Here is a 24021-nt window from a genome sequence, read left to right as displayed (position 1 = left end):
GACGCGTGCTGTTAGAAGCAAAAGATATAGCTTTCGGGTATAAAAAGAATACAACTATTTTGGCAAACTTCCGGCTCACGGTGGGAAATCATGAGCGGGTGGGTATTGTGGCTCCCAGCGGTTTTGGCAAAACGACATTATGCCAGATTTTGGCGGGCTATATAAAGCCGCAGTGCGGTCAGGTCCTGCTGGACGGCCAGGACATTCACCGAATAAAAGGCTATTGTCCGGTGCAGATGATCTGGCAGCATCCGGAAAAATCGGTAAATCCCCGGCTGCGCATGAAGGAAACTCTTGCCGAAGGGGATGAGCTTGAGGAAAGGGTTATTGATGGTCTGGGTATCGAGCGGGCGTGGTTTGACCGTTTTCCCGGGGAATTGTCCGGGGGAGAAATGCAGCGGTTTTGCATTGCCAGGGCCTTGGGGAAACGGACGCAATTTCTCATTGCCGATGAAATCAGCACCATGCTGGATCTGATTACCCAAAGTCAAATATGGAGCTTTCTGCTGCAGGAAGTTGCCAGGCGAAACATCGGCCTCATTGCCGTAACCCATAGCAATGCCTTGCTGGCACACATAGCCACCCGGCAGGTGACGCTGGCGCCAGGCTGTTTTACAACCGGAAGCGCTGAATAGAGTTTTGTAATTCTTGCGACATTTTTGCCAGGAAGCCGCTGGAAGCGGCGATTTCTTCCATAGAGGCAGACTGCTGTTGGATAGCGGCCGAAACAGTCTGGGTGTGGCCGGAGGTATCCTGGCTGATCCTGTCGATGGTGCGGACCGAGCTGACGATTTGCCCGCTGCCGCCGGCCATCTCCTGAACAGCCGCGGAAATTTCCCGGATTTGTGCCGACATACCGTGGATACCGGTAGTGATTTCATGAAAATTCCTGCCGGCTGTGCCAATGACTTCTGTGCCGACATTGACTTCCTGGTTGCCGGATTCCATGGCAACGACAGCCTGGTTGGTATCTGCCTGAATTTCACTGATCAATGCGGCAATGTGTTTGGCGGCTTCCTGTGATTGTTCGGCCAGTTTCCGCACTTCTTCGGCAACAACGGCGAAGCCTCGTCCCTGTTCACCGGCCCGGGCCGCTTCGATGGCCGCATTTAAGGCCAGCAGATTAGTTTGGCCGGCGATGGAGGAAATTGTGGCAACGATTTGACCGATTTCCTGGGAGTGGTCGCCGAGTTTGGCTACCACCCGGGCCGACCGCTCCACCGTAACTTTGATGGAGTTCATTTGTTCAATAGCGGTATCAATGGCTTTTTGGCCTTCCAGGGCAGCGCCGGCGGTTTGTTCCGAACTGGCGGATACGGCATTGGCACTGGCGGCGATTTGCTGAATACCTGCCGACATCTGTTCGACAACGGCTGTCGTTTCATTGATGGCGTTGAGCTGTTGTTCAGCACCACAGGCCACATTTGTAATAGCGGCGGCGACCTGATTGACGGCTTCAGCCGATTGCCCGGCATTGGCAGTAAGTTCTGAGGAAGCAGCAGCCACCTGTCTGGCATTTTCCTGTACGGTTGAAACCACAGCCCGCAGGTGGGAAACCATGGTTCCGAACGCTTTTTGCAATTCGCCGATTTCATCCTGACGGTTGACTTGTACCTGTTGCTGCAGGTTGCCGTCGGCAATATTCCGGGCTGTATCAACCAGGGCAGTCAGCGGCCGGGTAATGGCCCGGGCGCTGAGAAAGCCGATCAGGATACCGAGAATAACCGATAAAAAGCTAAGGGCAAGAGCTATGGTCTGGGTGGTTTGGATGGTTTTTATCATGGTATTGAAAGCCGTGTGAATATGTTGTTCCCTGAAATTGATGTATTCACCGGTCTTGTTTAACAGGGCAACGGTAACCGGTGTTAAGTCGGCTTCCATTACCTGTATGGCTTCGGCCTCTTTATTGAGCTGCCGTAAAGGAATGACTTTCTCGCCGGCAATGCGGTCAAAGAGTTCGTTCAATGCTTTCAATTCAGCAACCAGTTGCTGGTCTTCCTCTGTTTTGGCATTTGCCAGCAGGTCTTCTTCCAGTTTTGTGTTCTCAATACTCAGCCGTTGGTAGTTAAAGAGCATTTCCTGGGTTCCTGCCGCGATAAAACCGCGGACCTCGGCAGCCTGGGTAGCGATATTAAACGCAACCTTACTGGTTGTCAGCAGCATTGGCAGGGAATTCTCCTGACTTTCTTTCAACTCCTGTGTAACCTGATTGATTTGATAGCCGGTAATTCCCAAGCCAATGGCATTGATCAGGACGACCAGCAGGAAAAAAGCAATGGTTTTAATTTTTAAGCCCATGTTCATAATTTATACTGTTCCTCTCTCTTAACAATACCAGCGCACCTTGCCTACCCGGCCAGTCTGGCAGCAATCAACACGGCCTGCTCGGTCGCACTCGGATTGGCGAGCCCAAAGCCGGCGATATCAAAGGCAGTGCCGTGAGCCGGGGTCGTGATGGCATACGGTAAACCGGCGGCAACCGTCACGCCAAACTGGAAGCCCAGCAGCTTTAGCGCAATCTGCCCCTGGTCGTGGAACATGGTAACTACGGCATTATAATGTCCTTTAAACGCGTTAATGAAAATGGTATCTGACGGATAGGGGCCCATGACGTTTATGCCTTCCGCCCGGGCAAGCCGGAGGGCAGGGGCGATGATGTCAATCTCCTGGCGCCCGCACAGCCCATCCTCGCCGGCATGCGGATTTACGGCGGCAACAGCAATGCGCGGGTCCTGAAAGCCTGCTTTTTGCAGGGTTTGATGGGCCAGACGGATGGCTGTCAAAATGGTGTCAGTAGTTAGACTGGCACATACCTGCTCCAAAGGGATATGGCTTGTGACCCGTGATGTCCAAAGGTTTTTTAAGACATTCATCTCACTGCTCGGGCCATGCCAGTCCAGATAATGGGCAAATAGTTGCTGTTCATCCTCAAAATCATAGCCCCCGTATTGCAGTGCTGCCTTATTTAGCGGTGCATAAACAAAGCCGTCAAGAGCATCCCGGCGAAGCAGGTTTATTGCCGTAACCAACATGTCACCGGTGATTTTTCCGGAAAGTTTGTCAATTTTCCCTAATGTTATAGTAGCAGGATCAAGGTTTCTCTGGTCTAATACAGGAAGGCCGTTGTCCCAACTGGCCTGAGAGATATCATCAATTACAACAACCGGAAAGTCTGTTTTTGCAATCTTTTTTCCCATTTCCAGCACCCGCAGATCGCCAATCAAGACTGGCCGGCAATACATCCGCAGTTTAGCAGTGCTGCATAACTTGGCAACAAGTTCCGGCCCGATGCCTGTTGCGTCACCCAGTAAAATACCTAGCAGTGGTTTCATGACGGTATTCCTCCTCATTTTATAGAGTTAACTATTTGTTAAACAACAGGAACTGAGATCCCATGCCTGGATGCCAGTCCCTGTTGTTTTGTTGCTGTTTAACCATCCCGGCTGTTTAGCCGGATTTCAGTATGGTACATTGTTTAATGTCTGTAATCTACAGGTCCTTTTTAGCAAAGCAGGTTCTACCAAATTTAATGCATGGCGGCACAACGAAGAAGAGCAGAATGGCAGTTAAAAATGCCAGTGAAATGGGCTTGTCAATAAAAATCATGGCATTGCCGTTAGAGATATCAAAAGCCTGACGCAGCGATGTTTCCAGCCGGGGAGTCAGGATGAAAGCCATCAAAAACGGAGCTACCGGATATTTGTAACGGTTAAAGAAGTAGCCGACAATGCCGATGGCAATCATTATCCAAATGTCAAAAAGACTATTGTTGACAGAGTACGCGGACACAATACAGATTACAATGATGATCGGGGTCAGTATGGCGGGAGGGATGCGCAAGGCGTGGACCATTAAAGGAATGCTGAGGGCTGCGATAATCATACAGACAACGTTGCCGGTGTACATGGAGGCAATCAGGCCCCAGGCAAGATCGGGGTGGTCGGTAAAGAGCAGCGGTCCCGGCGTAATGCCCCACATCATTAGGCCGCCCAGCAATATGGCCGCTGTTCCCGAACTGGGAATTCCCAAAGACAGCAAGGGCGCAAAAGCGCCTGCCGCTGCCGCATTATTAGCCGCTTCCGGAGCGGCGACACCTTCCAGCGCGCCCTTGCCCATGTTTTCCTTATTTTTGCCGGTACGTTTTTCCAAAACGTAGGCTAAAAACGAGGCGGTTGTTGTGCCTGCGCCCGGAATACAGCCGACAAAAGTCCCCATAAAGCTGCTAACCATGGTTGGCCGGAAAATTTGCTTGATTTCCTGCCAGTTGAGATAATTGCTTCGTAAAGACAGTTTTTCTGTTGTTTTAAATTGGTAACCGGTTTTGTTCAGCGCCATGGTCACAATTTCGTTTACTCCCAAGAGGCCGATAACCAGGGGGATAAAATCAATACCGCTTAAGAGTTCATTTACACCGAAGGAAAAACGGGGCATAGCAACAGCCAGGTCCAGCCCTACTGTTGCCAGCAGAATTCCCAGGCAGGTGGAAAGCAGCCCTTTGCGGGGATTGTCGCCCAGCAGCCAGGCAATGGCCATAATTGCCAGCAATATAACCGACGTCATTTCGGCCGGTCCAAAAGCCAGCCCCACATTGGCAAGCAGGGGACCCATAAAGGTAAGGATGACAACACCGATAAACCCGGCGACAAAAGAAGACCAGTTAGACACCGCCAGTGCTTTGCCGGCTTTGCCCCTCAATGTCAGCTGATAGCCGTCCATGGTGGTCATTACTGCCGGAGGATCGCCCGGGATGTTGATTAAGATGGCTGTGAAGGAGCCGGCAAACATGGTTGAATAGTATAAAGCGGCCAGCATAATAATTGCTGTGGTTGGATCCATTTTGAAAGTCAGCGGCAGGAGCAGGGCTACGCCCATAACCGAACCGATACCGGGCAAAGCTCCGACAAACATGCCCATAACGGCGCCGGCCAGTGCGGCCATCAAATTCTTTTCCGTCAATGCGAGCCCAAAGCCGTTCAACAAATGAGAGAATATTTCTTCCATAGTGTAAGCTCCTTTCTACAATAATGATTTTATCAGGCCGCCGGGAAAGGGCACTTGCAGCCAGTATTCAAAGATTCCCCAGATGAGTCCGGTCGCTATCGCGGCAAGAGAAACGGAAAAAGTACGGGAATAGGAACCCTGGGTGATCAGCCAGAGGACCAAAAACAAAAATACGGTAGGCAAAAATCCGATTATACTGACAGATATCGTAAAAGCAATCATGGCGGCAATCGGCAGAATTGCTTTTACATCTACCGGTTCTGCTTCTTTGTCATAATTTTGTGTTTGTACAGCAGCGAGAATGCACGTTACTATACCGACAATCACCGGGATAAACCCCGGGCCGGGACCTTTATTTACCCAAAAGCCATAATTAAACCAGCCGGAATATGCCCAGAATCCTCCGACAAGACCGCAAAGAATTGCAATTACCCGATCGGCATTAAGCGCAATTTTCATAACCCTCTCTCCTCCTCATAAATAATGTTTTTTGATATGGATGAATATTTTGAATACTCACCTCCTCAGTATGCTGATGTGGGATACTCAGCCTATACCGGTGCCTGGTTCTTAGATTTCAGGATAGTACCCTGTGTATAGGCATGTATTAAATAGAGTGATACTCATTACTTATGCATAAACTATGCCGAATTCAGAATAAAAAGGAAAAGTGTGAAATTACTGACTTTTTTACAACTAATGTCCGGGTAGTATTTGTTCAAAAGGGATTTTTCTGTGTTTCAATGGAACGTATTGTTTTATTTGTTGCAAATTAAAAAAGCAGTAACAACGAAATAAACTGCCTTGGAGGCATAGTTCCTGTCAATTATCTATTCCAAATTCAGAGCCATTCGCCGGCTGCAGCAAAGCGCTCCCCAAAAATATCGACAAGGATTTGCAGTTTTTTTACCGAATTATAAAATTATTCCGGAGATTCTGGCAAATGCAAAAATGAATGGAACAAATGCTGTAACTTACGTCCCGGTGGTTGTTTAGCAACAACAGAACAGATTTTTTTGGCAATTATTATTAGAGTTTGATGCTTTATGTCAAATTCCTACTGGGTGTGTGTTAAGGCGCAACTTAATGAGGTGAAAAATGGCTAAAATCACTTTTATGGTTCCGTACTCAGATATTTTTGAGGACATTCAGGAGGTTTTTACCCAGCAAAACGATTGTAACTGGACAATTGAGCTTTTGGCTATTGACGGGGTACCGCGGCGGATTGATTATAAGAAGCTCAAAACCGATGTTGTTGTCGCCCGGGGGATGACTGCCTCTATGGCAGAACGGGTTATGGAGGATATTCCGGTGATTCGTTTGCCTGTCAGCGGCTATGATGTTATCCGTGCGGTTTTGGAATGCCAGACCCGGTATAAATCGCAGCGGGTGGCTATTGTCGGCACAGAAGACATGGTGTATGGCGCCCGCAGCATCAACGAGATCACCGGGATTGAAATTGTCACCAGTATTGTGGATAATGAGGAAGCTGCGCGAAAAAGTTTAACCGCCATTAAAAATGGCGGCATTACTATAGTCTGTGGCGGGGTTGTGTCAACCCGTATTGCCGAACAAATTGGGCTGAAAACTGTTTTCATAAAAACCGGGCGGGAAGCCATTTATCAGGCTTTGATTGAGGCCAAACGGACCTATTTTGTCAAAAAGCAGGAACAGGAGCGAAGCGAAAGATTTCGTACCATTCTTGATTATGCCATTGAGGGTGTAGTGGCTGTAAATGAACAGGGCAATATTAATTTAATCAATGCGTCCGCAACGGAAATAACCGGGCTGGAGGGTAAAATGGAAGGTAAACCGGCAGATAAGGTTTTGCCGGAATTGCGCCTGGGCAGGGTTCTGGCGACAGGAGTAGCCGAAGTGGGCGAAATTAAAACCTTGGGGGACAGGCAGGTAATCATTAATAATGCGCCCATTGCCGTAAAAGGACAGGTTGTGGGAGCCATTGCCACCTTCCAGCCGGTTTCCAGCATTCAGGAACTGGAAGGAAAAATCAGACGGAAAATTTATCCTCAGGGGCACAGTGCCAAATTTTCCTTTTCTAATATTTTTGGCAAAAGCAGGGCTATTGGGCGCGCGATTGAGATAGCCAAAGAATACAGCGCTGTTGACTCTAATGTGCTTATTGTCGGCGAAACCGGAGCCGGTAAGGAAATGTTTTCTCAAAGCATCCATAGTGCCAGTGACAGAGCGGCCGGTCCGTTTGTAGCCTTTAATTGCGCGGCTTTGCCGGAGAATCTGCTGGAAAGCGAGCTTTTTGGCTATGTCGGCGGAGCCTTTACGGGAGCCGCCAAAGAAGGTAAGGCAGGCTTATTTGAACTGGCCCATAAAGGAACAATCTTTCTTGATGAGATATCGGAAATTTCGATTAAAATGCAGGGGCGCCTGCTGCGGGTATTGCAGGAACGGGAGATCATGCGCCTGGGCGATCGTAAGATCATTCCGATAGACGTACGGGTCATAGCGGCGACCAACCGGGATTTGGGGGAAATGATCCGGGAAAAGGCCTTTCGCCCGGATCTTTACTATCGGCTGGATGTCTTGGAACTGCATGTTCCGCCCTTGCGGGAACGGACGGGGGATGTACTGCAGCTGTTTGAATATTTTTTGCACTCCTACTGCTCGCGTTTTGGCAAGCCTGATAAGACAATTGAGCCGGCTGCGCAACTATTGCTGGACCGGTATTCCTGGCCGGGCAATGTCCGGGAACTGATGAATATTGCAGAGCGCCTGGCGGTAATTGCCTACAGTGACACGATCACCAAAGAGGATGTTTTGTCCGCCTTTAACCCGGAAAAAGATGCTTTGGCTGCCGGCCTGGAGGTAAACGCGGCAAAAAGCAGTGAACCATCACTGTATACCGCTAAATCTAAGCAAAAACTGGATAAAGCCATCCTGCTCGAAGTGCTTCAGGATGTAAATTATCATTACGCTAAAGCTGCAGCCAAACTTGGCATCAGCAGGACGACATTATGGCGGTGGTTAAAGGAAATGTAACATGGTGAACAAATAGAACAAAAGGTTGCAAAACAGCAGGCTGCATAATCAGTTTATTAAGACAATTTTGTAAATTAAATCAATATAAACATAAGACGCCGGGCCATTACCCGGCGTCTTATGTTTATATTTTTACTATTGGCACGGATTTTGCAATCCAATGCTATTGAGTCTGCGGACTGATGATGACTACCGTAGGGTGAAATCGGTCTTAATGCGGAAAAAACAGGCCAGTAAGCTGCATACGTTACTTTTTACTAAAGGAGGCGAGCCATTCCGGGTAAAGTTGTTGCAGAGCATGTGGTCATAAATTTTTTTAAGGAGGAGTTGTTACAATGGAAATTAACAAAGAAACATGTGTCAACTGTGGTTTATGCATAACCAAATGTCCTGTTTCGGCTATTGTGAGAGACGCAGCAAAGCAAGTGCTGATTGACTTTGATGAGTGCGTGGAATGTGGGGTGTGCCAGCGTTTAAGGGTTTGTCCGACAGATTCTCTTTATCAGCAGGAATTAACATGGCCACGGACCATCCGGAGCATTATGAGCGATGTACTCACCATTGCCGAGGAGTCCCAGATATCCGGCCGCGGCACCGAGGAAATGAAGACCAACGAGGTTACAGGGCGGTTTAAAAAGGGCTGGATCGGAATTGCTATCGAACTGGGCCGCCCGGGTGTTGCCACCCGTATGTATGATGTGGAAAAAATTGCAATGGCTGTTGCCAAAGAAAATGTTGAATTTGAAAAAGAAAACCCGATTACCAGTATGATGTCCGATACGGCTACCGGAAAGTTTAAGGACGAACTGTTAAATGAAAAAGTGCTTTCCGCCATTATTGAATTTGGGGTGAGGGAAGAGAAAGCGCCCGTAATTTTGCAAATTCTTAAAGAAGTGGCGCCGGCCCTTGATACAGTGTTCAGTCTGGATATTTGCTCCAAGGTTACCGGCGATGGCGTTATTCCTCATGTAAAAATTGTTGAAGAGGATGGAATGTGGATGTCGCCAAACGGTAAAGTAAATATTGGTCTCGGCAGGCCGCTAGTGAGGGAGGAATAGTCATGACACACACACTTCACCGGGTAGGAAGCAGAGAGAGTTTGCAGGGAGACTGGGTGTTTCTCTGTATGCCCAGCAAGGATATTAATCACGAGGAATCAGGACCCAAACTCAGAAAATTTTTGGAATTATGTTTGAAAAATGACTGCGTGACTTTGGGCGATTGCAGAAAAGGCAATGAATATCACCAGCTCAGCCGGGAAAATATGCTCAATAATGTGGAAGACCGTGCTGTTGTTACCGCAACCTTTAATAATAAAGATGCAGTAATTGACATGATTGAAGATTTGAAGCAAGCGGATTTGGGGCTCTCCATCGTGATTTCCGGCTTAGTGGACGAGGTGGGGGAATGCTGCTCGAAAACAGGTCTTAAACCCCATACCGTGGAACATTCTCTGGGAAGATGGGGAAAAAGAGAGAAACTGCCCCCGCAGGAAATACTGGAAATTGCAACTATGTGCGGTCATGCTATGGTATCGGCAAATTTTATTATTGAAATGATTGAAAAAGTGAAAAAAGGAAAAATAACGGCTCAGGCGGCGGCAGATGAATTATTTAAGCCCTGTATGTGTGGTATATTTAATACAGACCGTGCGGCAAAGCTAATCACAGAAATTGCAAAGCGTTAGGACATTGGTTTTCTTGGAAGCCTGTTTTATCCGACGACTTGCGTCTGTGGATAAGGGCGACTAACCTTCAGCCGGGGTTCAAACCCCGCCTGAAGCTAAGTCTGCTTTATAAATATTACAGAGGAGGATTGACATGAAAAAGTGGTTGGCAGTAGTAGTGGCTTGTCTTATGTTGGCTGGTTTGGTGGCAGGTTGCGGCTCGCAGGAAAAGGCTCCGGACAAGCAGGCAGCGTTTGCGCTTAGTAAAAACGCGGAATTTATTGTCCCGTATGCCCCCGGTGGCGGCAGCGACCTTTTTGCCCGTACCCTGGCGGAGATTATCCAGAAGAACAAGTTTGCTAACGAAGCGGTGATGATTGTAAACAAACCGGGTGGTGCCGGTGCGGTAGGTGATGCGTATACCTTTTCCAAAAAGGGGGATAGTCATGTAATTACTGCTTACGTTTCCGGACAAATGACCTCCAATCTGATGAATAAAACAGCTGTAAGCTATGATAAGCTGACGCCCATAGCAAACCTTGCACTGGACGAATACTTGCTCGGAATTTTGTCAGATAATTACAAAAACTTTGCAGAAATGCTTGCCGCGGCAAAAGCTGCTCCCGATGAAATCACTATAGGCGGTTCGGGAAAAGGCACTGAAGATGAGTTGTGTGTCGGGCTGCTTAACAAGTACACAGGGGCTAAGTTTAAATATGTTCCCTTCAACAGCTCCGGGGAAGTCATGAGTGCCATGCTGGGCGGCCACATAAAAGCCGGCATATTTAATCCCAATGAATGCAATGCCCAGATAGCCGCCGGCAAAGTAGCCACATTAGGCGGCTTCGGCGTAAAGAGACTGGATGGTGTGTTTAAGGATACTCCCACCTTTGGGGAACTTGGCTATAAAGATGTTGTATTCCAACAGTTCCGTGGTATAGCAGGACCTCCCGATATGTCGCCGGAAGCGGTGAAATTCTGGGTGGAAACCTTTAGAAAAGCAACTCAGACCGAACAGTGGAAAAAAGACTATTTGGCGAAAAACGGTTTAACCGAGCATTTCCTGGAGCCGGAAGAATATAAAACATTTTTGGCCGGGGAAAACCAAAAATATGCCGACATCCTTAAAGAGATAGCCGCCCAGTAATAAGGATTTTCTATCTGTAGGCTGTTAATAAACAATGAAAGGAAGAAACAAATTGGCTAAAAAAACCATTCTGGACTTTCAAAACATGGTCAGCAAAGGGGAAAAAATTGTTTATCTGACCGCTTATGATTACCTCACTGCCAAGATGCAGGAAAAAGCGGGCGTGGATATGATTCTTGTCGGGGATTCTCTGGGGATGGTTTCCCTGGGCTATGACACTACTTTTCCGGTAACCATGGATGACATGATCCGTCATTGCCAGGCCGTTCGCCGGGGTGCTCCCAATACCTTCATTATCGGTGATATGCCGTATATGTCTTACCAGGCTTCCGATGTGTCAGCCATCGAAAATGCCGGCAGATTTATTAAGGAGGCCGCCTCGGACTGCGTTAAGCTGGAGGGAGGCGGCGCGCAGATTTTAAACCGCATTCAGGCTATAAGCGGGGCCGGCATACTTGTCATGGGGCATATCGGTCTTACACCGCAATTTATGGGCCAGATCGGCGGTTACAAAGCGCAGGGAAAAACGGCACAGGCGGCAATGAGTCTGATCCGGCAGGCCAAGCTTATTGAAGAGGCGGGCGCCTGCAGTATTTTGGTGGAAGGAGTGCCCACAGCCGTTGGCAAAGCCATTGCGGAACAGGCGGGAATTCCCATTCTCGGCATAGGCGCAGGCTCCTTTACCCATGGGCAATTGCTGATATACGCCGATATGGTCGGTTTCTATGACAATTTTACCCCGAAGTTTGTTAAGAAATATGCCAATATTGGCGAAACTCTGACAAATGCGTTCCGAGAATACACAATGGAGGTACGGGAAGGCCAATTCCCGGTGGATACTGAGCATACCTACAAAATGGATGAAAAAGAGATTGCAGAGCTGGAAAAGCTTCTGGCCGAATAAATAAAACAGTCTTGCTGTAAAGGCAAGGACCCGGTAATCTTAATAATTGTTATCGGCAACTATACAAGGGGTTGTGTGAAAGCTTGGTAAAGCTATCCCGCAACCCTGTTTTACTGGTTTAAGTCTGGACTATAACCACCCGGCAGGTGACGCTGGCGCCAGGGAAGGTTGACTTTGCTTTTCCGTCCGGGGCTCGGGGAATTGATCATCGGTTGTAATTTTCGAAGGAAATTTTGTGAATATTGGTTAAATGGCATATTGTATAATGAGGAAAAGTACGTTATAATATGAACAAATACAGTAATGAATACTGTAGCAGTTTTCTTTCACCTCATAAAAACTAAAAATAGTATTGTTGGTTTGAAACCACGGTTAACACAGCTAAGAACGGCTGGGTTTTATCGTGGTTTATTATTTTTTAATTCTAATTGGAAAGGAGGTGTTTATATGTGTCAGGTAAGCGCTCAATTTACTATTACCAAGCAGGGAAATGTTGATGCCATGCAAACTTCGCTGCTGGCGATGGAAACCGTTCAGGATGTTAAAGTTGCTAAAGACGTACTTTTCGTATCATTTAATCATCACAAGCATACCGAGGATTCTATTGCCAATCTTATTAAAACCCACGGTTTTGAACTGGAGGCAGTTGCCCAGGATCATCATGGATAAGGTACTGTTTGAACCATATAAATAAAGTAAGAATAAGCTTCAGGTGAAGGTTTAACTCCATCTGAAGCTTATTCTTTGGTTGTTTCAAATTTATTTCTGCCGCAGCAGTCGGGCGGAATTGAGCACAACTAAGATGGAGCCAACATTGTGTACAATGGCAGCCAATACCGGGCCTAATAGACCGAAGGCAGCAAAAATGATAGCAGCCAGATTGATGGCATTGGCCACGATGATGTTTTGCCAGATGGTGCGGATAGCTTTGCGGCCTTTCCGGATGGTCTCAGGCACTTTGTTCAGATCGTCGGACAGTAAGACAATATCTGCCGCCTCGACGGCAATATCGGTTCCCGAGTAGCCCATGGCAATGCCGATATCGGCTTTGGCCAGGGCGGGCGCATCGTTAATGCCGTCCCCGATCATAGCTACCTTACCGCCGGCGGCCTGATAGGCTTCAATATATTTCGCCTTATCGGCCGGCAGCAAATCACCATGGACAGTGGGGATATTCACCTGGGTGCCAATGGCGTTGCCTACCACCGCGGCATCGCCTGTCAACAGCACTATGTTGCCGATGTTTTCACGGCTTAAGGCCGCAATAGTGGCTTTGGCGCCTTCCCGCAGCGGATCATGAATAATGATAATTCCGGCAACCGCTCCGTCGGCTGCGACGATAACCGCCGTGCCGCCGGCTTGCTGGTGCTCAAGGCAGTAGGCCTGCTGCTCCGGCGTGAGCGGCACCTGTTTGTTTTTCATTAGCAATTGGTTTCCCAGCAAAAAGTGCCTGCCGTCTGCTTCGGCAATGATGCCCTGCCCGATGGCCGGTTCCCAGCAGGACGGTTCCGCCAGCGGGATATTTTCTTTTTCCGCCGCCTGGATGATGGCTTTGGCCAAATGATGCTCGGAGCGTTTTTCAATGCCGGCGGCAATGGCCAGCAGGTCGTTTTTTTGCCAGCCGTTATAGCAGCAAAGGTCTTTCACCGACGGTTTGCCTACTGTAATGGTGCCGGTTTTATCCAATAAGACGGTATCGATGGTTCCCAGCTTCTCTAAGCTTTCGCCGCCTTTGATCAAAATGCCGCGGCGGGCGGCTGCGCCAATGGCGGCTGCTACTGCGGTAGGTGTGCTGAGCAGCATGGCACAGGGGCAGAAAACAATCAAAATGGTTACACCCCGGACAATATCGCCTGTCACCAGGTAGACCAAAACGGCAATTGCCAGACTTAACGGCACAAACCAGTTTGCCCAGCGGTCAATGATCCGGGCGCTGGGGGCTTTGCTGGCCTGGGCTTCTTTCACCATTTTAATGATATGTCCCAGTGCCGTATCCTGTCCGACTTTGGTGGCCACCATTTCGACAGCCCCCATGGTTACAATGGTTCCTCCGAACACATCGGCACCGTCACGGCGTTCCACCGGTATGGATTCACCGGTTATCGTAGCCTGGTCAACCGTCGCGTACCCTGCCAGCACCTTCCCATCCACCGGAATTTTTTCTCCCTGTTTTACCAGCAGCCGGTCGCCGATCTTTACCAATTCGGCGGCAATTTCCCGTTCGCTGCCATTTTCCAGGAGCCGGGCTTTTAAGGGGGCTAATTCTGCCAGCTTCTTTAAGGCGGTATTGGATTTTTCCAGCGTAATGTGTTCCAGCATTTCGCCGATGGTCATAATCAGGGCTACTTCGGCGGCGGCAAAATATTCGCCGATGGCAATGGAGGCGATGATGGCGATACTTACCAGCAACCCTACTTTGGTGTCGCCGCGCTGGTAAATAGCCACCACTGCTGTTGCCACAATCGGCACGCCGCCGATGAGGGCCGCCAACAGGGCCGTGTCTACTCCCCAGATGGACGGCAGCCATTCAAACCAATAGCCGATTAACAGCAGGGAAGTGGCGGCAATTACCAGACAATCGCGCAGGTGACCGCCTGCACCGTGCTCGTGTGTATGACTGTGCGAGGTGTCAGTCGCCTGCCGGGGACCATTGGCCTCAGTTTGAGGTAAAGCTCTCTCTTGCGCAGACATGCCTAAAACGCCTCCTTGTTAATTTTTTTAAGTATGCTCAGCAGCTGTTCGTGCTCTTCGTTGGACAGCACCGAGAGAATTTGTTCGGTCAGGTCGGCATGATACTGATGATGCTCGGCAAATGCCTGCTGGCCTTTGGGGGTTAATGTAATTAAATGGACGCGCCGGTCTTCTTTGACTGACTGCCGCCGGGCATATTCTTTCTTTTCCAGCCTATCCACCGTGACGGTAGTGGTTCCGGTTGTCACTCCCAGATGCTGTGCCAGGCTTTTCATATTCATCTGCCCATAGCGGCCCAGGACTTCAATGGCGTGGGCTTCGGAAACCGTCAAATCACTTGTCTTTATTACCGAATTTTCCCACGAAGAAAACCCGTCAAAAAAGGTAAACAGCTCATGTGTCAGTTCATCTACAGAATTCATGTGCAACCTCCTTTAAGTTCTTATTATAAGAATTACTGATTATTTGATATTCAAACTAATAATATAATCTCAGGGTGTTTTTGTCAATTAATTTTTGTGGGACAAGGAACCTGTCAGACTGTGTGAAAAGTGCATTTAAAAATTATATGAAATTACAAATATGTTAAAATATAGTTGTATACTGATTGAGAAGGTGAGAGTATGGGCTATATAAAAGGCGAAGAAAGAGGACAAACAATTTTGCTTCCCGAAAGTATCGACGATTACGTCCACGAAGATAATCCAGTTCGCATTATAGATGCGTTCGTGGAACAGCTTGATGTGTTGGAACTGGCATTTGAGCGATCGACTAGCCCCACTTTCGGGCGCCCTCCCTATAACCCAAAAGTCTTATTAAAATTATACTTATACGGCTATTTAAACCGGGTCCGCTCATCGCGCAGGCTTGAGCAAGAAGCAGCACGAAACCTAGAAGTCATCTGGCTATTGCAAAAACTAAAACCAGATTATAAAACCATTGCGGACTTTCGCAAAAATAATAAACTCGCCCTCAAAAAGGTGTTTCGCCAGTTCGTACGCCTGTGCGATGAATGGGGCCTATATGGCAAAGAGTTAGTGGCGATTGATGGGACTAAAATGCGAGCTTGTAATAGCAAAAAGAATAATTATAGTGCCAAAAAACTGGAACGTCATATCCGGTATATCGATGAAAAAATTGAAACCTATATGAAAGAACTAGAGACAACGGATAACGCGGAGACTCAGGAACGTAAGCTGTCGGTACAAGAAGTACAACAGCGAATTCAAGAACTTCGTAATCGAAAACAAACCTATCAGGCTTATCAAGAAACGATAGATAAAAAAGGCTGCAGTGAAGTCTCTACAACAGACCCGGATGCTCGACTTATGTCCAATAACAATAATACAGTAGATGTAGGCTACAATGTACAGACCACAGTCGATGCCAAACACAAATTAGTGGCAGACTTCAAAGTAACAACACAGGCCAACGATTTGGGTGAGTTAGCTAACATGGCCTTGCGTGCCCAAGTGGTGCTTGAAAAAAAAGAGCTCGAAGTGGTAGCAGATAAAGGATATTACAAGGTTGACGACCTCAAAACATGCGTAAAAAATCATATCACTCCGTATGTCGCGAAACAAACATATTCGAACGGGACCGGAGATAAAGAGTTTTACCCGGATAAGTTTCATTACGACGCAGAGGAAAATATATATCGGTGTCCCAGAGGAATTGAGTTATATTTTGCCAAGAAGAGAACCAGTAAGGAAAAAGGCGTTATTGGTTACGAATACCGAAATTATGCAGCCTGTTCCTCTTGTCCGGTAAAAGAACGCTGTACTCGAAGTGCAAAGGGTCGAAGTATCTTTCGGCATATAGACCAAGACTTTTTAGATACGATTAATCTAAAGACTGAGAAAAATAAAGATAAATACCGATTACGGCAAATGATCATTGAACATGTTTTTGGAACAATTAAACGAGGATGGGGAGCGTATTATTTCCTGACTAAGCGTAAGCGCTCAGTCACAGGGGAGCTTTCTTTGTCTTTTTTATCGTATAACCTTAGGCGTGTTATATCTATCCTGGGGACGAAAGAAGTATTAGCAAAATTGACTGCTAGAAAATCTCCGGCTTTAGCCTAAATCCCGCTAGATGCTATTCAGTTCAACCAAAAGTTAACGATTTGCCTAGCATTTTGTATTTTAAGCTACTTTATTAGAGGGCGTGAGAGGATTTTTCACACAGTCTGCTGTCCCCTTGTCCCACAAAAAAAAGCCGCCCTCATAAAAAAAGGCGGCACGGTGACTGATAAAAGCCAGCGACAACATTTTCCTGTTCGCTCTGGCAGAATATGTTATAATTGGCGTAACAGGTTGTACAGGAGCGGTTAGCCACTTCCTTTTGGTAAAAGGAGGTGGTAATGTGTCAACATTTGAGGCAATGTACTTAATGATTGCATTTGCAACACTTGTTGTGCTCATGATAAAGCAGAAATAACCGCCTCCTGCTAAGTTTGCGGTTATTTCCTGAATAACTCCAAATCGGGCTAACCGTTTCCGGTTAGACAACCTGTGGGCTGACGTGTTAGAGCACGTCAGTCCTTTTCTTATATTATATCCATAGGAAGAAAAATATGCAACCAGCCAGGAAAAATCCTGTTGTGGGACAAGGGGACAGTGGGACAAAGACCAGCTAACTGAAGTCAATCCCTAAATAAAAAAATCTTGTCTTGAAAAAGGGTATAGCAAACAACCCTCCAAAAGATACGAACATTATTTAATAAGGGCCTGTTAATATTCAATTTCCAACTGAAATTAAGCTGCCTTTTTTCTGAGAGATTGATACAAGGCAACTTGCTGCTCTGAAGTAATTAAACAAAAAGGCTGTTTGTTTTTTAGGACAGAAAAAATAATTCGTAGTAGCTTATTCATAACCGCACCTAATGCTTGCTTTTTAGGTTTGGACTCAATTTTCTTTTTGTAATATTCGTGGATGACTGAATTTACGAGCGATCCATTAGGATTTTTGCGAATGGCTGTTATTGCGGCAACGTATAATGCTTTTCGTAAGAAAGGCGAGCCTCTTTTTGTCACTTTGTTTCTGGTGCCAACAAAATTCCCGGACTGGCGTACAGTTGGATCAATTCCACAATAAGCTACAAGCTGTTTGGCATTGGTAAATCGCATGATATCGCCTATTTCTCCCACAATAAGGGGTGCCAATGTTCCACCTATACCTGGTATGCTTTTAAGCAAGGCAATTTCAGGGAGTTGTTCTGTCCATTGATTAATTTCATCATCAATGGCTTTAATTTGGGTATCCATGAACCGTAGGTTGTCAGCGTAAATTTGTATAACCCTAAAATTGGCTGACAGCTCAATACCCGTGAATGTAGCATCTTTAGCACAATCCAATAAAGCGTTAAACTTTTTTTGAGCATAGTCTTTGCCGCGTCGCGGCAGGGATTCCAACATTTGCAGGATCGCCTTATGGTTAGAAGTCTTTACCCATTGCGCAGGAGCTGGAAACTGAGTGAGCAGAGTGAGCGCTGTCAAGGAGGAAGGCTCGAAGACTTTGGGGAACAACGGGGCAACTTGCTCAATGGCAGCAATAAGTTGATTCAAAATACCAGCACGTTGTTCTACTAATTGAAACCTAGTCCTCGATAATATTTTCAAATTTGCTAATGCCTCGCTGGGTATATAGGTGTTGCGCAACCCTTGGGTAAAGAACAATTTAGCTAAATCAACTGCGTCAACTTGGTCAGTCTTTACTTTTCTTACCGATGAATTTTTGATAGAATGGGAAATAAGGGGATTGATGAGGAAGACATCAAGCTCCTGTTTCAAAAAAAAGTGGACAATGCGTTGAGAGAAGTGACCTGTCGATTCTAGGACAATTGCCGGTTTACTACCAAACGCGTCTTCCACTTTTTTTATTTCCCTTAAAGCGAAAAAAAGCCCCTGTTTTGTATTTAAGGCTTTAAATGGATTCAATAAGATCGTACCGTTGGGCGAAACCGCAGCATAAACACAAAAGTCTTTAGCAACATCAATACCAATAGCAGGCCGGTTAATCACCATAAAGCCCCTCCTAAGAATAGTGTCGAAGGATTATCCATTCCATTGTCAAAGATCACAGCCTTGCACGTGAAGCGGGAATAGACTCCCAACCAGCTAAAACGTAAATGCTTTGGAAATGGATGAATTGTCAACGTTATGGGTATAGAAAAAATCTTCCCTGGGACAGGTACATTCATATCCTTCCATCCCATTATACACAAAACTGATTGTTCGGAGTTTTTTCCTCCTAAATGGATAATCCTTCTGTACTATATCTTACAGGGGACAGGTACCTTGTCCCTAAATACGGATGCACGATTTCGATCAGAGAAACTAATTTATAAGAAACTATAGATAGATGACAAACTAGAATCTTTTTAGGCTTTAATTAATATTGGAAGCCTTTTTAGACATTTCCACCGCATCGTAGGCATTTTTGCAATACCCGTCAGCGCCGCACCATTCGGCGACATTAAGATCAACCGGCCCGCCGCCTACCAGAACAGTTGCAGTAGTACCGGTAGCTTTCACCGCAGCCACTGTTTCTTTCATGACATCAAACGCAGTTGTTAATAAGCAGAACATGCCAACTACGTCAGGTTTATTGGTTTTTATTGCTTCAACAAAAGTTTCAATCGGAGCATCAACACCGATATCCACTACCTTAAAACCGTTGCAGCTCAGAATCGTAGAAACAATATTTTTACCAATATCGTGGATATCGTCTTTTACGGTACCCAGGATGACGGTGCCGATCGTTTTATTATTCCCGTCGGCAGCAAGGGCAGAGCCTAAAAGTGCGGCTGCGTTGGAGAACACTTCCGCAGACATGATTAGTTCTGATAAATAGTAATCACCGGCTTCATACAATTTACCTACGCCTTCCATGCCTTCCTGTAATTGCTTGAGAATCTCAACCGCCGATATACCGGCTGCAAGTTGCTCATTTACTGCTGAAATTACTAAATCTTCCTCTAACTCAGTTACTGCTTTTACTAAATCCACTTTTTCCATTACGCATTCCTCCGATTTCTATTGATATAAATTGCCTGCAACAGTCTGGCGTGTTATTCGTAAAGCCCTTTTCGGTGAGCTTTAAGATAATTTTTACAATACTTGTCATTGCCCAGTAACGCTTGCCCCGCATATACCACACCCATCATGGCCTTGTCTGTTGGGTTTAATATATAGCCGTCCATTCCCACTGTCATGGTTTGGACTACGAAAAGGCGGTTAAGCACAGCGCGGTTAGGAAATCCGTAGGATATATTGCTTAAACCACAGGTAAGATGTACTGCCGGGTATTTTTTCTTAATGGCATAAATGGCATCCAATACTGATTTACCATATTTATCATTGGTGCTTAATGGTTTGATCAGAGGATCAATATAGATGTCGTCCTGCTGAATACCTTCTTTCTCCATATCATCAATCAGTTTGCTGGCGATGCGCAGGCGGTCTGCGGCAGTTTCCGGCATACCGGCGTCTTCAATACAGAGAGCCACAATTTTAGCGTCAAATTCTTTTACAAGCGGCAAAACCGCCTTATAGCGTTTTTCTTCGGCAGTTGTGGAATTAATCATCCGTTTGCCGTTTACCGTCTTAGCAAGGGTTAGACCGGCTCTCAGGGCATTTTCATCCGGACTGTCAATGCAGAGAGGCAGGTCGGTAACTGCCTGGATAGTATTGACCAGCCATTCCATACATTCAATTTCCTGACCAACCATAGTGCCGCAGTTTACATCAAGATAGTTTGCGCCGGCAGCTTCCTGCTGGACGGCGACCTCCTGAATATAAGCCGCATTCCTGGTTTCAACTGCTTCCCGGATTGCTTTGCGGCTGGTGTTAATAAGTTCTCCAATGATTAACATTAAGCTTGTCTCCTTCAATCAAGTATTATCGGCACACTTTTTTCTTGTATTTCTCTTTTTGAGTACTCATCTGTGTTAAGGGGAAAAGGTTGCTATTTTCTCCAGTTCGGCAGCTGTTGCTGTCAACTGCTCCATGGTAGCAGAAATTTCTTCCGTTGACACCGCTTGCCGCTCGCCCGCATTGGCAATACTTGAAATAGCTTCTACAATCATTGACGTATCCCGTTGAATTTCGTTTAGAATTACTCTAATGTCCTTTGCCGACTGAGCACTATTGGCAGCCAGCTTACGAATTTCATCAGCAACTACAGCGAATCCCCGGCCTTGTCTGCCAGCTCTGGCGGCTTCGATAGCAGCGTTTAAACCAAGCAAATTGGAACTTTCTGCTACTTCGTTGACAAAATGAAGAATATCATTGGTTTTTTGGATTTCGGCAATAACAGACTGGCTGCTTATTTTAACTTTTTGTAAATCATCTGACAGACGGCAAGCGCTGGCTGTTAATTCTTGTGCGGTAGCACTTACTTCTTCGACTGTGGCGGAAATGGATGCGGAAGCGCCGTGTAATGTATCCTGAAGGTTGAGTGATGTTCCTATACCGATAGTACCGGATAGTTCGCCATCGTCTTCGATGATTGGTTCGACAATTAATTTTAATCTAGTGCCATACAGTTCCTGGGGGAGTATCACTTCTTGCCGTTGGCGGTTAGTCAGGCAGGCCGCCGTTGTCTTACCCTTGGCCATAAAATCTCCTACTTTAATATCTATATGGTAAGTCTGTGCCGGAATAAATGCTAAAACAACGGCATCTTTGTCGGTAATGACAACGTGACTGTCATATAGATTCATGCGAAGATAGGTATGGGCGGAAAGAACAATTGCATCAAGTTTTTTCATAGGTTAATTGCCTCCAAATACATAGTAAAAAATATACTGTTACGGCGGCTATGTGAAATTGCCTGTAAGTGTATTTGTTACTACAAGCCTGCCAAACTATAATCCTTTTTAATAGAAGAACTCAAGTTTCATCATGTAGGTTTTGTCTAAACGGTCGGACGGTAAATTGGTCAAGCCTCTATTTTTAATTTTGAAATCTTGATATTCAAGTGATACCAGAACATTTTTGGCAATTACATTTTGATAAGCTAAAAATAATACTTTTTCATTATCAGTTCCATGAGTAAAGACACTATATGGCTGTGTGGGGTCGGCTACGGCTGTAACGTCGAATGCGCCTGCACCGCTGGGAATAGTACCTGCGTCAATATTGCGATAGGATACCATCCAGGCATCTGTCCCGACTTTGGCAGGATTAACAAGATTTACAGCAGGGTATAGAGCGGCTGGTCCCTGGCTGTTGCTGACCTGCACAGCCCAGCCTTTTGGATGCTTGGGCAAATTGGTCGCGCCGTCCAGGGTTGTGCTTACATAGTCTCCTAAAAGCGTATATTTTCCAAACTTGTATTTCATTCCCGCAGTCCAGCCCTGGGAACTATCAAACCTGCCCGTATTGGTGTTGAGGGTTCCGGTCCCCGCCGTAGTGCTGGTGCCTTCAACATCTGCCGCATAATAACCGGCTTTCAGATTAAGATTATCAGCGAGTTTGAAATCGACTTCGCCTGTGGTCAGCTGATTAGCATCATTTGTGGCAGAGGATTTTATATTCCCGGTCCAGCCGCGGAAATTTACATCTCCCCACTTTTTGTTAAGATACACGCCATCAACATTGCCGGCTTTGCCAAAAATACCATTGGTATAAAAATCGAGGGCAGACCGGCCGATACGAATATTGTCAAAACCGAAGGTGTCTTTGGCGCTTACGGTCATTAAATCAAGATTGACATCAGAACCGGTGGAAGACTCGGCATCGCCAAATTTGTTGCTGGTGCTGGTCGCAATACGTCCTGCCCAGCTAATATTGTCATTCACATTACCCCAAAATTTAAAGCGCTGGCGAAAATCGAAGTGGTCTGCACCACCCAATTTTTTGCCTCCCCGGTTAGAATCATTTTGCACAATACGCATACGGGTTTCGCCGCCAACCCAGGTATTTGTCTTTGTTTCCACCTTGGTGACTCTGGCGCCAAGGCGGTTTAACTCAGCCGCGAATTCAGAGGACAATTGATCAATCAACTCTTGATTACTTTCGCCGGCAGTATCGAATTTCTCCATAGCCTTGGCTGTAATAAAAGCAAATTCATAGCGGCTGATGGTTTTATCCCCTTTGAACGAGTTGTCCCCATAACCATCGACAATTCCGGCCTGTGCAAGCTTTTCCACGGCAGCGTAAGCCCAATGGCCTGCCGGTACATCGCTAAAGGATTTTTCTGAGGCTGCATAAGCAGGCATAGGTATGATGGGAGTTCCCGCCATTGTAATACCCAGTAATGCCAGTGGTAAGATAGCCAGCCACTTTTGAGCCGTTTTCTTCATGTTGTACTCCTCCTCAAATCAATTAAATAAATTGTGATGACCAAGGGGGTTGTCTTACTTTACGCCAGCACAGCCGCAGACTAAATGGCTTTTTCCTCCATCTTGAGCATGGAAACCAAAATTAAGCCTGTCAACGAACCTGCTGCAATGATATACCAGGTTGAGAAAAAGCTGCCGGTAGCATCGATTGTCCAGCCGATAACCATCGGCGAAATCATAGCGGCAAACTGGTAAATAAAGTTGGTTGAGCCGATGGCTGTTGCCGCCCAGGCTTTGCCGGCGACATCGGTTACCAGGATATTTAACGGTGAGTTGACAAGATAGGAAACATAGCCGAGCAGGAAAGCCATTACCATCAGCACTGTATAGGATTGCAGGTACCCGAAAATAATCGTGAGCGGAATTTGAATTAAAAATGACCAAAAAACCAGTTTTCGCATGTTGCCCAATTTTTTCACCAAAAAGGCGGATGACGGCGGTGCTAAAACGCCCCCGATGCCATATACAACCATGATCATGCCGCCGGCTTTGGCTGAAAAGCCTAATTGTTTAAAATAGGCGTTCGCCCAGGTAGCCAGGCCAATTTCCGCCCACATCAGGCTAAATCCCATAGCGGCAAGGATCATCAGGTTTTTAGTGGTAAATACAACCTTCAGGCCGCCAAACGGATTACCACTGCTTTTGACGCTGTTATCAGCAGTACGGACAAAACAGGCAACCAATATCCCGATCACAATACTTGCTATGCCAAAAACCTGCATGACGCCTTGCCAGCCAATCGACTGGTTGATTATCGGCACCAAAAAATTCGGCAATAGCAGCCCCAACGATGGCGCGGCCATCAGCACTCCCCAGGCTACTGCCCGCTCGTTGGCAGGAAACCACTCTGTCAGCGCCCGGGAAGCCGCTGACATAACCGCACCGGCGCCAAGTCCCATTGCAAACCGTAACCAGAATCCCTGATTATAGTCGACCATATATTGCATCAAGAACAGCATAGCTCCGGGGAGTATCAACCCTCCCGCCAATATCCAGCGAGGCCCGAGGCGGTCTGACAGAATGCCTGCCGGCACTTGGGTTAGGATATAGCCGAAATAGAAGGCGGTCATAAAAGAGCCGGCCTGTGCCGCGGTGAAATGAAATACTGGTCCTACTACCGGAATGAGTGGCGGCCAACTGAAACGGGACATAAAAGTAAACATAAAACTCGCAAATGCCAGCAGCAGGATTATCCAGCGAAAACTTTTGCCTGACGAAGATTCAGCTTGCATATTGGTCGTACTCATATA

21 protein-coding genes are annotated in these 24021 nt (G+C 46.7%); 9 read left to right on the top strand and 12 right to left on the bottom strand.

What is annotated here, in order from left to right:
• Positions 1-5: 5 nt before the first annotated feature.
• Complete coding sequence (locus SPSPH_RS18055; RefSeq protein ID WP_075757839.1) at positions 6-635, top strand: ABC transporter ATP-binding protein; 630 nt, start codon at positions 6-8, stop codon at positions 633-635.
• On the opposite strand, the gene SPSPH_RS18050 is transcribed toward SPSPH_RS18055, so the two are convergent.
• From SPSPH_RS18050 to SPSPH_RS18035, 4 genes are all read right to left on the bottom strand, one after another.
• Positions 613-2304 carry a methyl-accepting chemotaxis protein gene (locus tag SPSPH_RS18050; RefSeq protein ID WP_083945718.1) on the bottom strand — a complete coding sequence of 564 codons (1692 nt, stop codon included), beginning with the start codon at positions 2302-2304 and terminating at the stop codon, positions 613-615. The two genes, SPSPH_RS18055 and SPSPH_RS18050, sit on opposite strands and share 23 nt — an antisense overlap.
• Positions 2305-2348: 44 nt before the next feature.
• A complete protein-coding gene (locus SPSPH_RS18045) occupies positions 2349-3332 on the bottom strand; it encodes a PdxA family dehydrogenase (RefSeq protein WP_075757838.1) in 984 nt (327 codons plus the stop codon).
• Between the two features lie 157 nt (positions 3333-3489).
• On the bottom strand, positions 3490-5001 hold the full coding sequence (locus SPSPH_RS18040) for a tripartite tricarboxylate transporter permease (RefSeq protein ID WP_075757837.1): 1512 nt from the start codon (positions 4999-5001) through the stop codon (positions 3490-3492).
• 15 nt (positions 5002-5016) lie between these two features.
• Positions 5017-5460, bottom strand: a complete 444-nt coding sequence (locus SPSPH_RS18035; RefSeq protein ID WP_075757836.1) for a tripartite tricarboxylate transporter TctB family protein — start codon at positions 5458-5460, stop codon at positions 5017-5019.
• Between the two features lie 639 nt (positions 5461-6099).
• Between SPSPH_RS18035 and SPSPH_RS18030 the strand changes: the two genes are divergently transcribed.
• The 6 genes from SPSPH_RS18030 to SPSPH_RS18005 all read left to right on the top strand — a co-directional run bounded on the left by SPSPH_RS18030 (position 6100) and on the right by SPSPH_RS18005 (position 12399).
• Positions 6100-8013, top strand: coding sequence for a sigma 54-interacting transcriptional regulator (locus SPSPH_RS18030; RefSeq protein ID WP_075757835.1), 1914 nt, complete (start codon positions 6100-6102; stop codon positions 8011-8013).
• Positions 8014-8348: 335 nt separating this feature from the next.
• Complete coding sequence (locus SPSPH_RS18025) at positions 8349-9071, top strand: 4Fe-4S dicluster-binding protein (protein ID WP_075757834.1); 723 nt, start codon at positions 8349-8351, stop codon at positions 9069-9071.
• A gap of 2 nt (positions 9072-9073) precedes the next feature.
• Complete coding sequence (locus tag SPSPH_RS18020; RefSeq protein ID WP_075757833.1) at positions 9074-9700, top strand: hypothetical protein; 627 nt, start codon at positions 9074-9076, stop codon at positions 9698-9700.
• A 133-nt stretch (positions 9701-9833) separates the two neighbouring features.
• Complete coding sequence (locus tag SPSPH_RS18015; protein ID WP_075757832.1) at positions 9834-10826, top strand: tripartite tricarboxylate transporter substrate binding protein; 993 nt, start codon at positions 9834-9836, stop codon at positions 10824-10826.
• A gap of 52 nt (positions 10827-10878) precedes the next feature.
• A complete protein-coding gene (gene panB / locus SPSPH_RS18010; RefSeq protein ID WP_109298239.1) occupies positions 10879-11730 on the top strand; it encodes a 3-methyl-2-oxobutanoate hydroxymethyltransferase in 852 nt (283 codons plus the stop codon).
• Positions 11731-12177: 447 nt separating this feature from the next.
• Positions 12178-12399, top strand: a complete 222-nt coding sequence (locus SPSPH_RS18005; protein ID WP_075757830.1) for a hypothetical protein — start codon at positions 12178-12180, stop codon at positions 12397-12399.
• Between the two features lie 90 nt (positions 12400-12489).
• On the opposite strand, the gene SPSPH_RS18000 is transcribed toward SPSPH_RS18005, so the two are convergent.
• The gene (locus SPSPH_RS18000) at positions 12490-14421 is read right to left on the bottom strand and encodes a heavy metal translocating P-type ATPase (RefSeq protein WP_075757829.1); all 1932 of its coding nucleotides are present in this window, start codon (positions 14419-14421) and stop codon (positions 12490-12492) included.
• Between the two features lie 2 nt (positions 14422-14423).
• A complete protein-coding gene (locus SPSPH_RS17995; protein WP_075757828.1) occupies positions 14424-14843 on the bottom strand; it encodes a MarR family winged helix-turn-helix transcriptional regulator in 420 nt (139 codons plus the stop codon).
• A 201-nt stretch (positions 14844-15044) separates the two neighbouring features.
• On the opposite strand from SPSPH_RS17995, the gene SPSPH_RS17990 reads away from it, so the two are divergent.
• Both SPSPH_RS17990 and SPSPH_RS23590 read left to right on the top strand, forming a co-directional pair.
• A complete protein-coding gene (locus tag SPSPH_RS17990; RefSeq protein WP_338736078.1) occupies positions 15045-16508 on the top strand; it encodes an IS1182 family transposase in 1464 nt (487 codons plus the stop codon).
• A gap of 298 nt (positions 16509-16806) precedes the next feature.
• Positions 16807-16863 (top strand): hypothetical protein, encoded by a 57-nt coding sequence (locus SPSPH_RS23590; protein ID WP_373325924.1) that lies wholly within the window; start codon positions 16807-16809, stop codon positions 16861-16863.
• A gap of 317 nt (positions 16864-17180) precedes the next feature.
• Here the strand turns inward: SPSPH_RS23590 and SPSPH_RS17985 are convergent, their stop codons facing one another.
• From SPSPH_RS17985 to SPSPH_RS17960, 6 genes are all read right to left on the bottom strand, one after another.
• Positions 17181-18449, bottom strand: coding sequence for an IS110 family transposase (locus SPSPH_RS17985; protein WP_075757768.1), 1269 nt, complete (start codon positions 18447-18449; stop codon positions 17181-17183).
• A 363-nt stretch (positions 18450-18812) separates the two neighbouring features.
• Positions 18813-19442 (bottom strand): cobalamin B12-binding domain-containing protein, encoded by a 630-nt coding sequence (locus tag SPSPH_RS17980; RefSeq protein WP_075757770.1) that lies wholly within the window; start codon positions 19440-19442, stop codon positions 18813-18815.
• Between the two features lie 53 nt (positions 19443-19495).
• Entirely contained in the window at positions 19496-20299 is an 804-nt protein-coding gene (locus SPSPH_RS17975; protein WP_075757771.1) for a methyltetrahydrofolate cobalamin methyltransferase, read from the bottom strand.
• A 75-nt stretch (positions 20300-20374) separates the two neighbouring features.
• A complete protein-coding gene (locus SPSPH_RS17970; RefSeq protein WP_075757772.1) occupies positions 20375-21196 on the bottom strand; it encodes a methyl-accepting chemotaxis protein in 822 nt (273 codons plus the stop codon).
• Positions 21197-21304: 108 nt separating this feature from the next.
• On the bottom strand, positions 21305-22732 hold the full coding sequence (locus tag SPSPH_RS17965; RefSeq protein WP_075757773.1) for an S-layer homology domain-containing protein: 1428 nt from the start codon (positions 22730-22732) through the stop codon (positions 21305-21307).
• A gap of 80 nt (positions 22733-22812) precedes the next feature.
• Positions 22813-24018 carry an MFS transporter gene (locus tag SPSPH_RS17960; RefSeq protein WP_198931033.1) on the bottom strand — a complete coding sequence of 402 codons (1206 nt, stop codon included), beginning with the start codon at positions 24016-24018 and terminating at the stop codon, positions 22813-22815.
• Positions 24019-24021 lie beyond the last annotated feature (3 nt).

Origin of the sequence: Sporomusa sphaeroides DSM 2875 (genome assembly GCF_001941975.2) — a bacterium.
GTDB classification, from domain to species: Bacteria; Bacillota; Negativicutes; order Sporomusales; family Sporomusaceae; genus Sporomusa; species Sporomusa sphaeroides.
This window is presented reverse-complemented; position numbering and strand designations above follow the sequence as displayed.

What these genes read in the sequence shown, in the direction of transcription:
- SPSPH_RS18050 (WP_083945718.1), bottom strand. Translation starts at nt 2,304, where the DNA reads ATGAACATGGGCTTAAAAATTAAAACCATTGCTTTTTTCCTGCTGGTC.
- SPSPH_RS18045 (WP_075757838.1), bottom strand. Translation starts at nt 3,332, where the DNA reads ATGAAACCACTGCTAGGTATTTTACTGGGTGACGCAACAGGCATCGGG.
- SPSPH_RS18040 (WP_075757837.1), bottom strand. Translation starts at nt 5,001, where the DNA reads ATGGAAGAAATATTCTCTCATTTGTTGAACGGCTTTGGGCTCGCATTG.
- SPSPH_RS18035 (WP_075757836.1), bottom strand. Translation starts at nt 5,460, where the DNA reads ATGAAAATTGCGCTTAATGCCGATCGGGTAATTGCAATTCTTTGCGGT.
- SPSPH_RS18030 (WP_075757835.1), top strand. Translation starts at nt 6,100, where the DNA reads ATGGCTAAAATCACTTTTATGGTTCCGTACTCAGATATTTTTGAGGAC.
- SPSPH_RS18025 (WP_075757834.1), top strand. Translation starts at nt 8,349, where the DNA reads ATGGAAATTAACAAAGAAACATGTGTCAACTGTGGTTTATGCATAACC.
- SPSPH_RS18020 (WP_075757833.1), top strand. Translation starts at nt 9,074, where the DNA reads ATGACACACACACTTCACCGGGTAGGAAGCAGAGAGAGTTTGCAGGGA.
- SPSPH_RS18015 (WP_075757832.1), top strand. Translation starts at nt 9,834, where the DNA reads ATGAAAAAGTGGTTGGCAGTAGTAGTGGCTTGTCTTATGTTGGCTGGT.
- SPSPH_RS18005 (WP_075757830.1), top strand. Translation starts at nt 12,178, where the DNA reads ATGTGTCAGGTAAGCGCTCAATTTACTATTACCAAGCAGGGAAATGTT.
- SPSPH_RS18000 (WP_075757829.1), bottom strand. Translation starts at nt 14,421, where the DNA reads ATGTCTGCGCAAGAGAGAGCTTTACCTCAAACTGAGGCCAATGGTCCC.
- SPSPH_RS17995 (WP_075757828.1), bottom strand. Translation starts at nt 14,843, where the DNA reads ATGAATTCTGTAGATGAACTGACACATGAGCTGTTTACCTTTTTTGAC.
- SPSPH_RS17990 (WP_338736078.1), top strand. Translation starts at nt 15,045, where the DNA reads ATGGGCTATATAAAAGGCGAAGAAAGAGGACAAACAATTTTGCTTCCC.
- SPSPH_RS17985 (WP_075757768.1), bottom strand. Translation starts at nt 18,449, where the DNA reads ATGGTGATTAACCGGCCTGCTATTGGTATTGATGTTGCTAAAGACTTT.
- SPSPH_RS17980 (WP_075757770.1), bottom strand. Translation starts at nt 19,442, where the DNA reads ATGGAAAAAGTGGATTTAGTAAAAGCAGTAACTGAGTTAGAGGAAGAT.
- SPSPH_RS17975 (WP_075757771.1), bottom strand. Translation starts at nt 20,299, where the DNA reads ATGTTAATCATTGGAGAACTTATTAACACCAGCCGCAAAGCAATCCGG.
- SPSPH_RS17970 (WP_075757772.1), bottom strand. Translation starts at nt 21,196, where the DNA reads ATGAAAAAACTTGATGCAATTGTTCTTTCCGCCCATACCTATCTTCGC.
- SPSPH_RS17965 (WP_075757773.1), bottom strand. Translation starts at nt 22,732, where the DNA reads ATGAAGAAAACGGCTCAAAAGTGGCTGGCTATCTTACCACTGGCATTA.
- SPSPH_RS17960 (WP_198931033.1), bottom strand. Translation starts at nt 24,018, where the DNA reads ATGAGTACGACCAATATGCAAGCTGAATCTTCGTCAGGCAAAAGTTTT.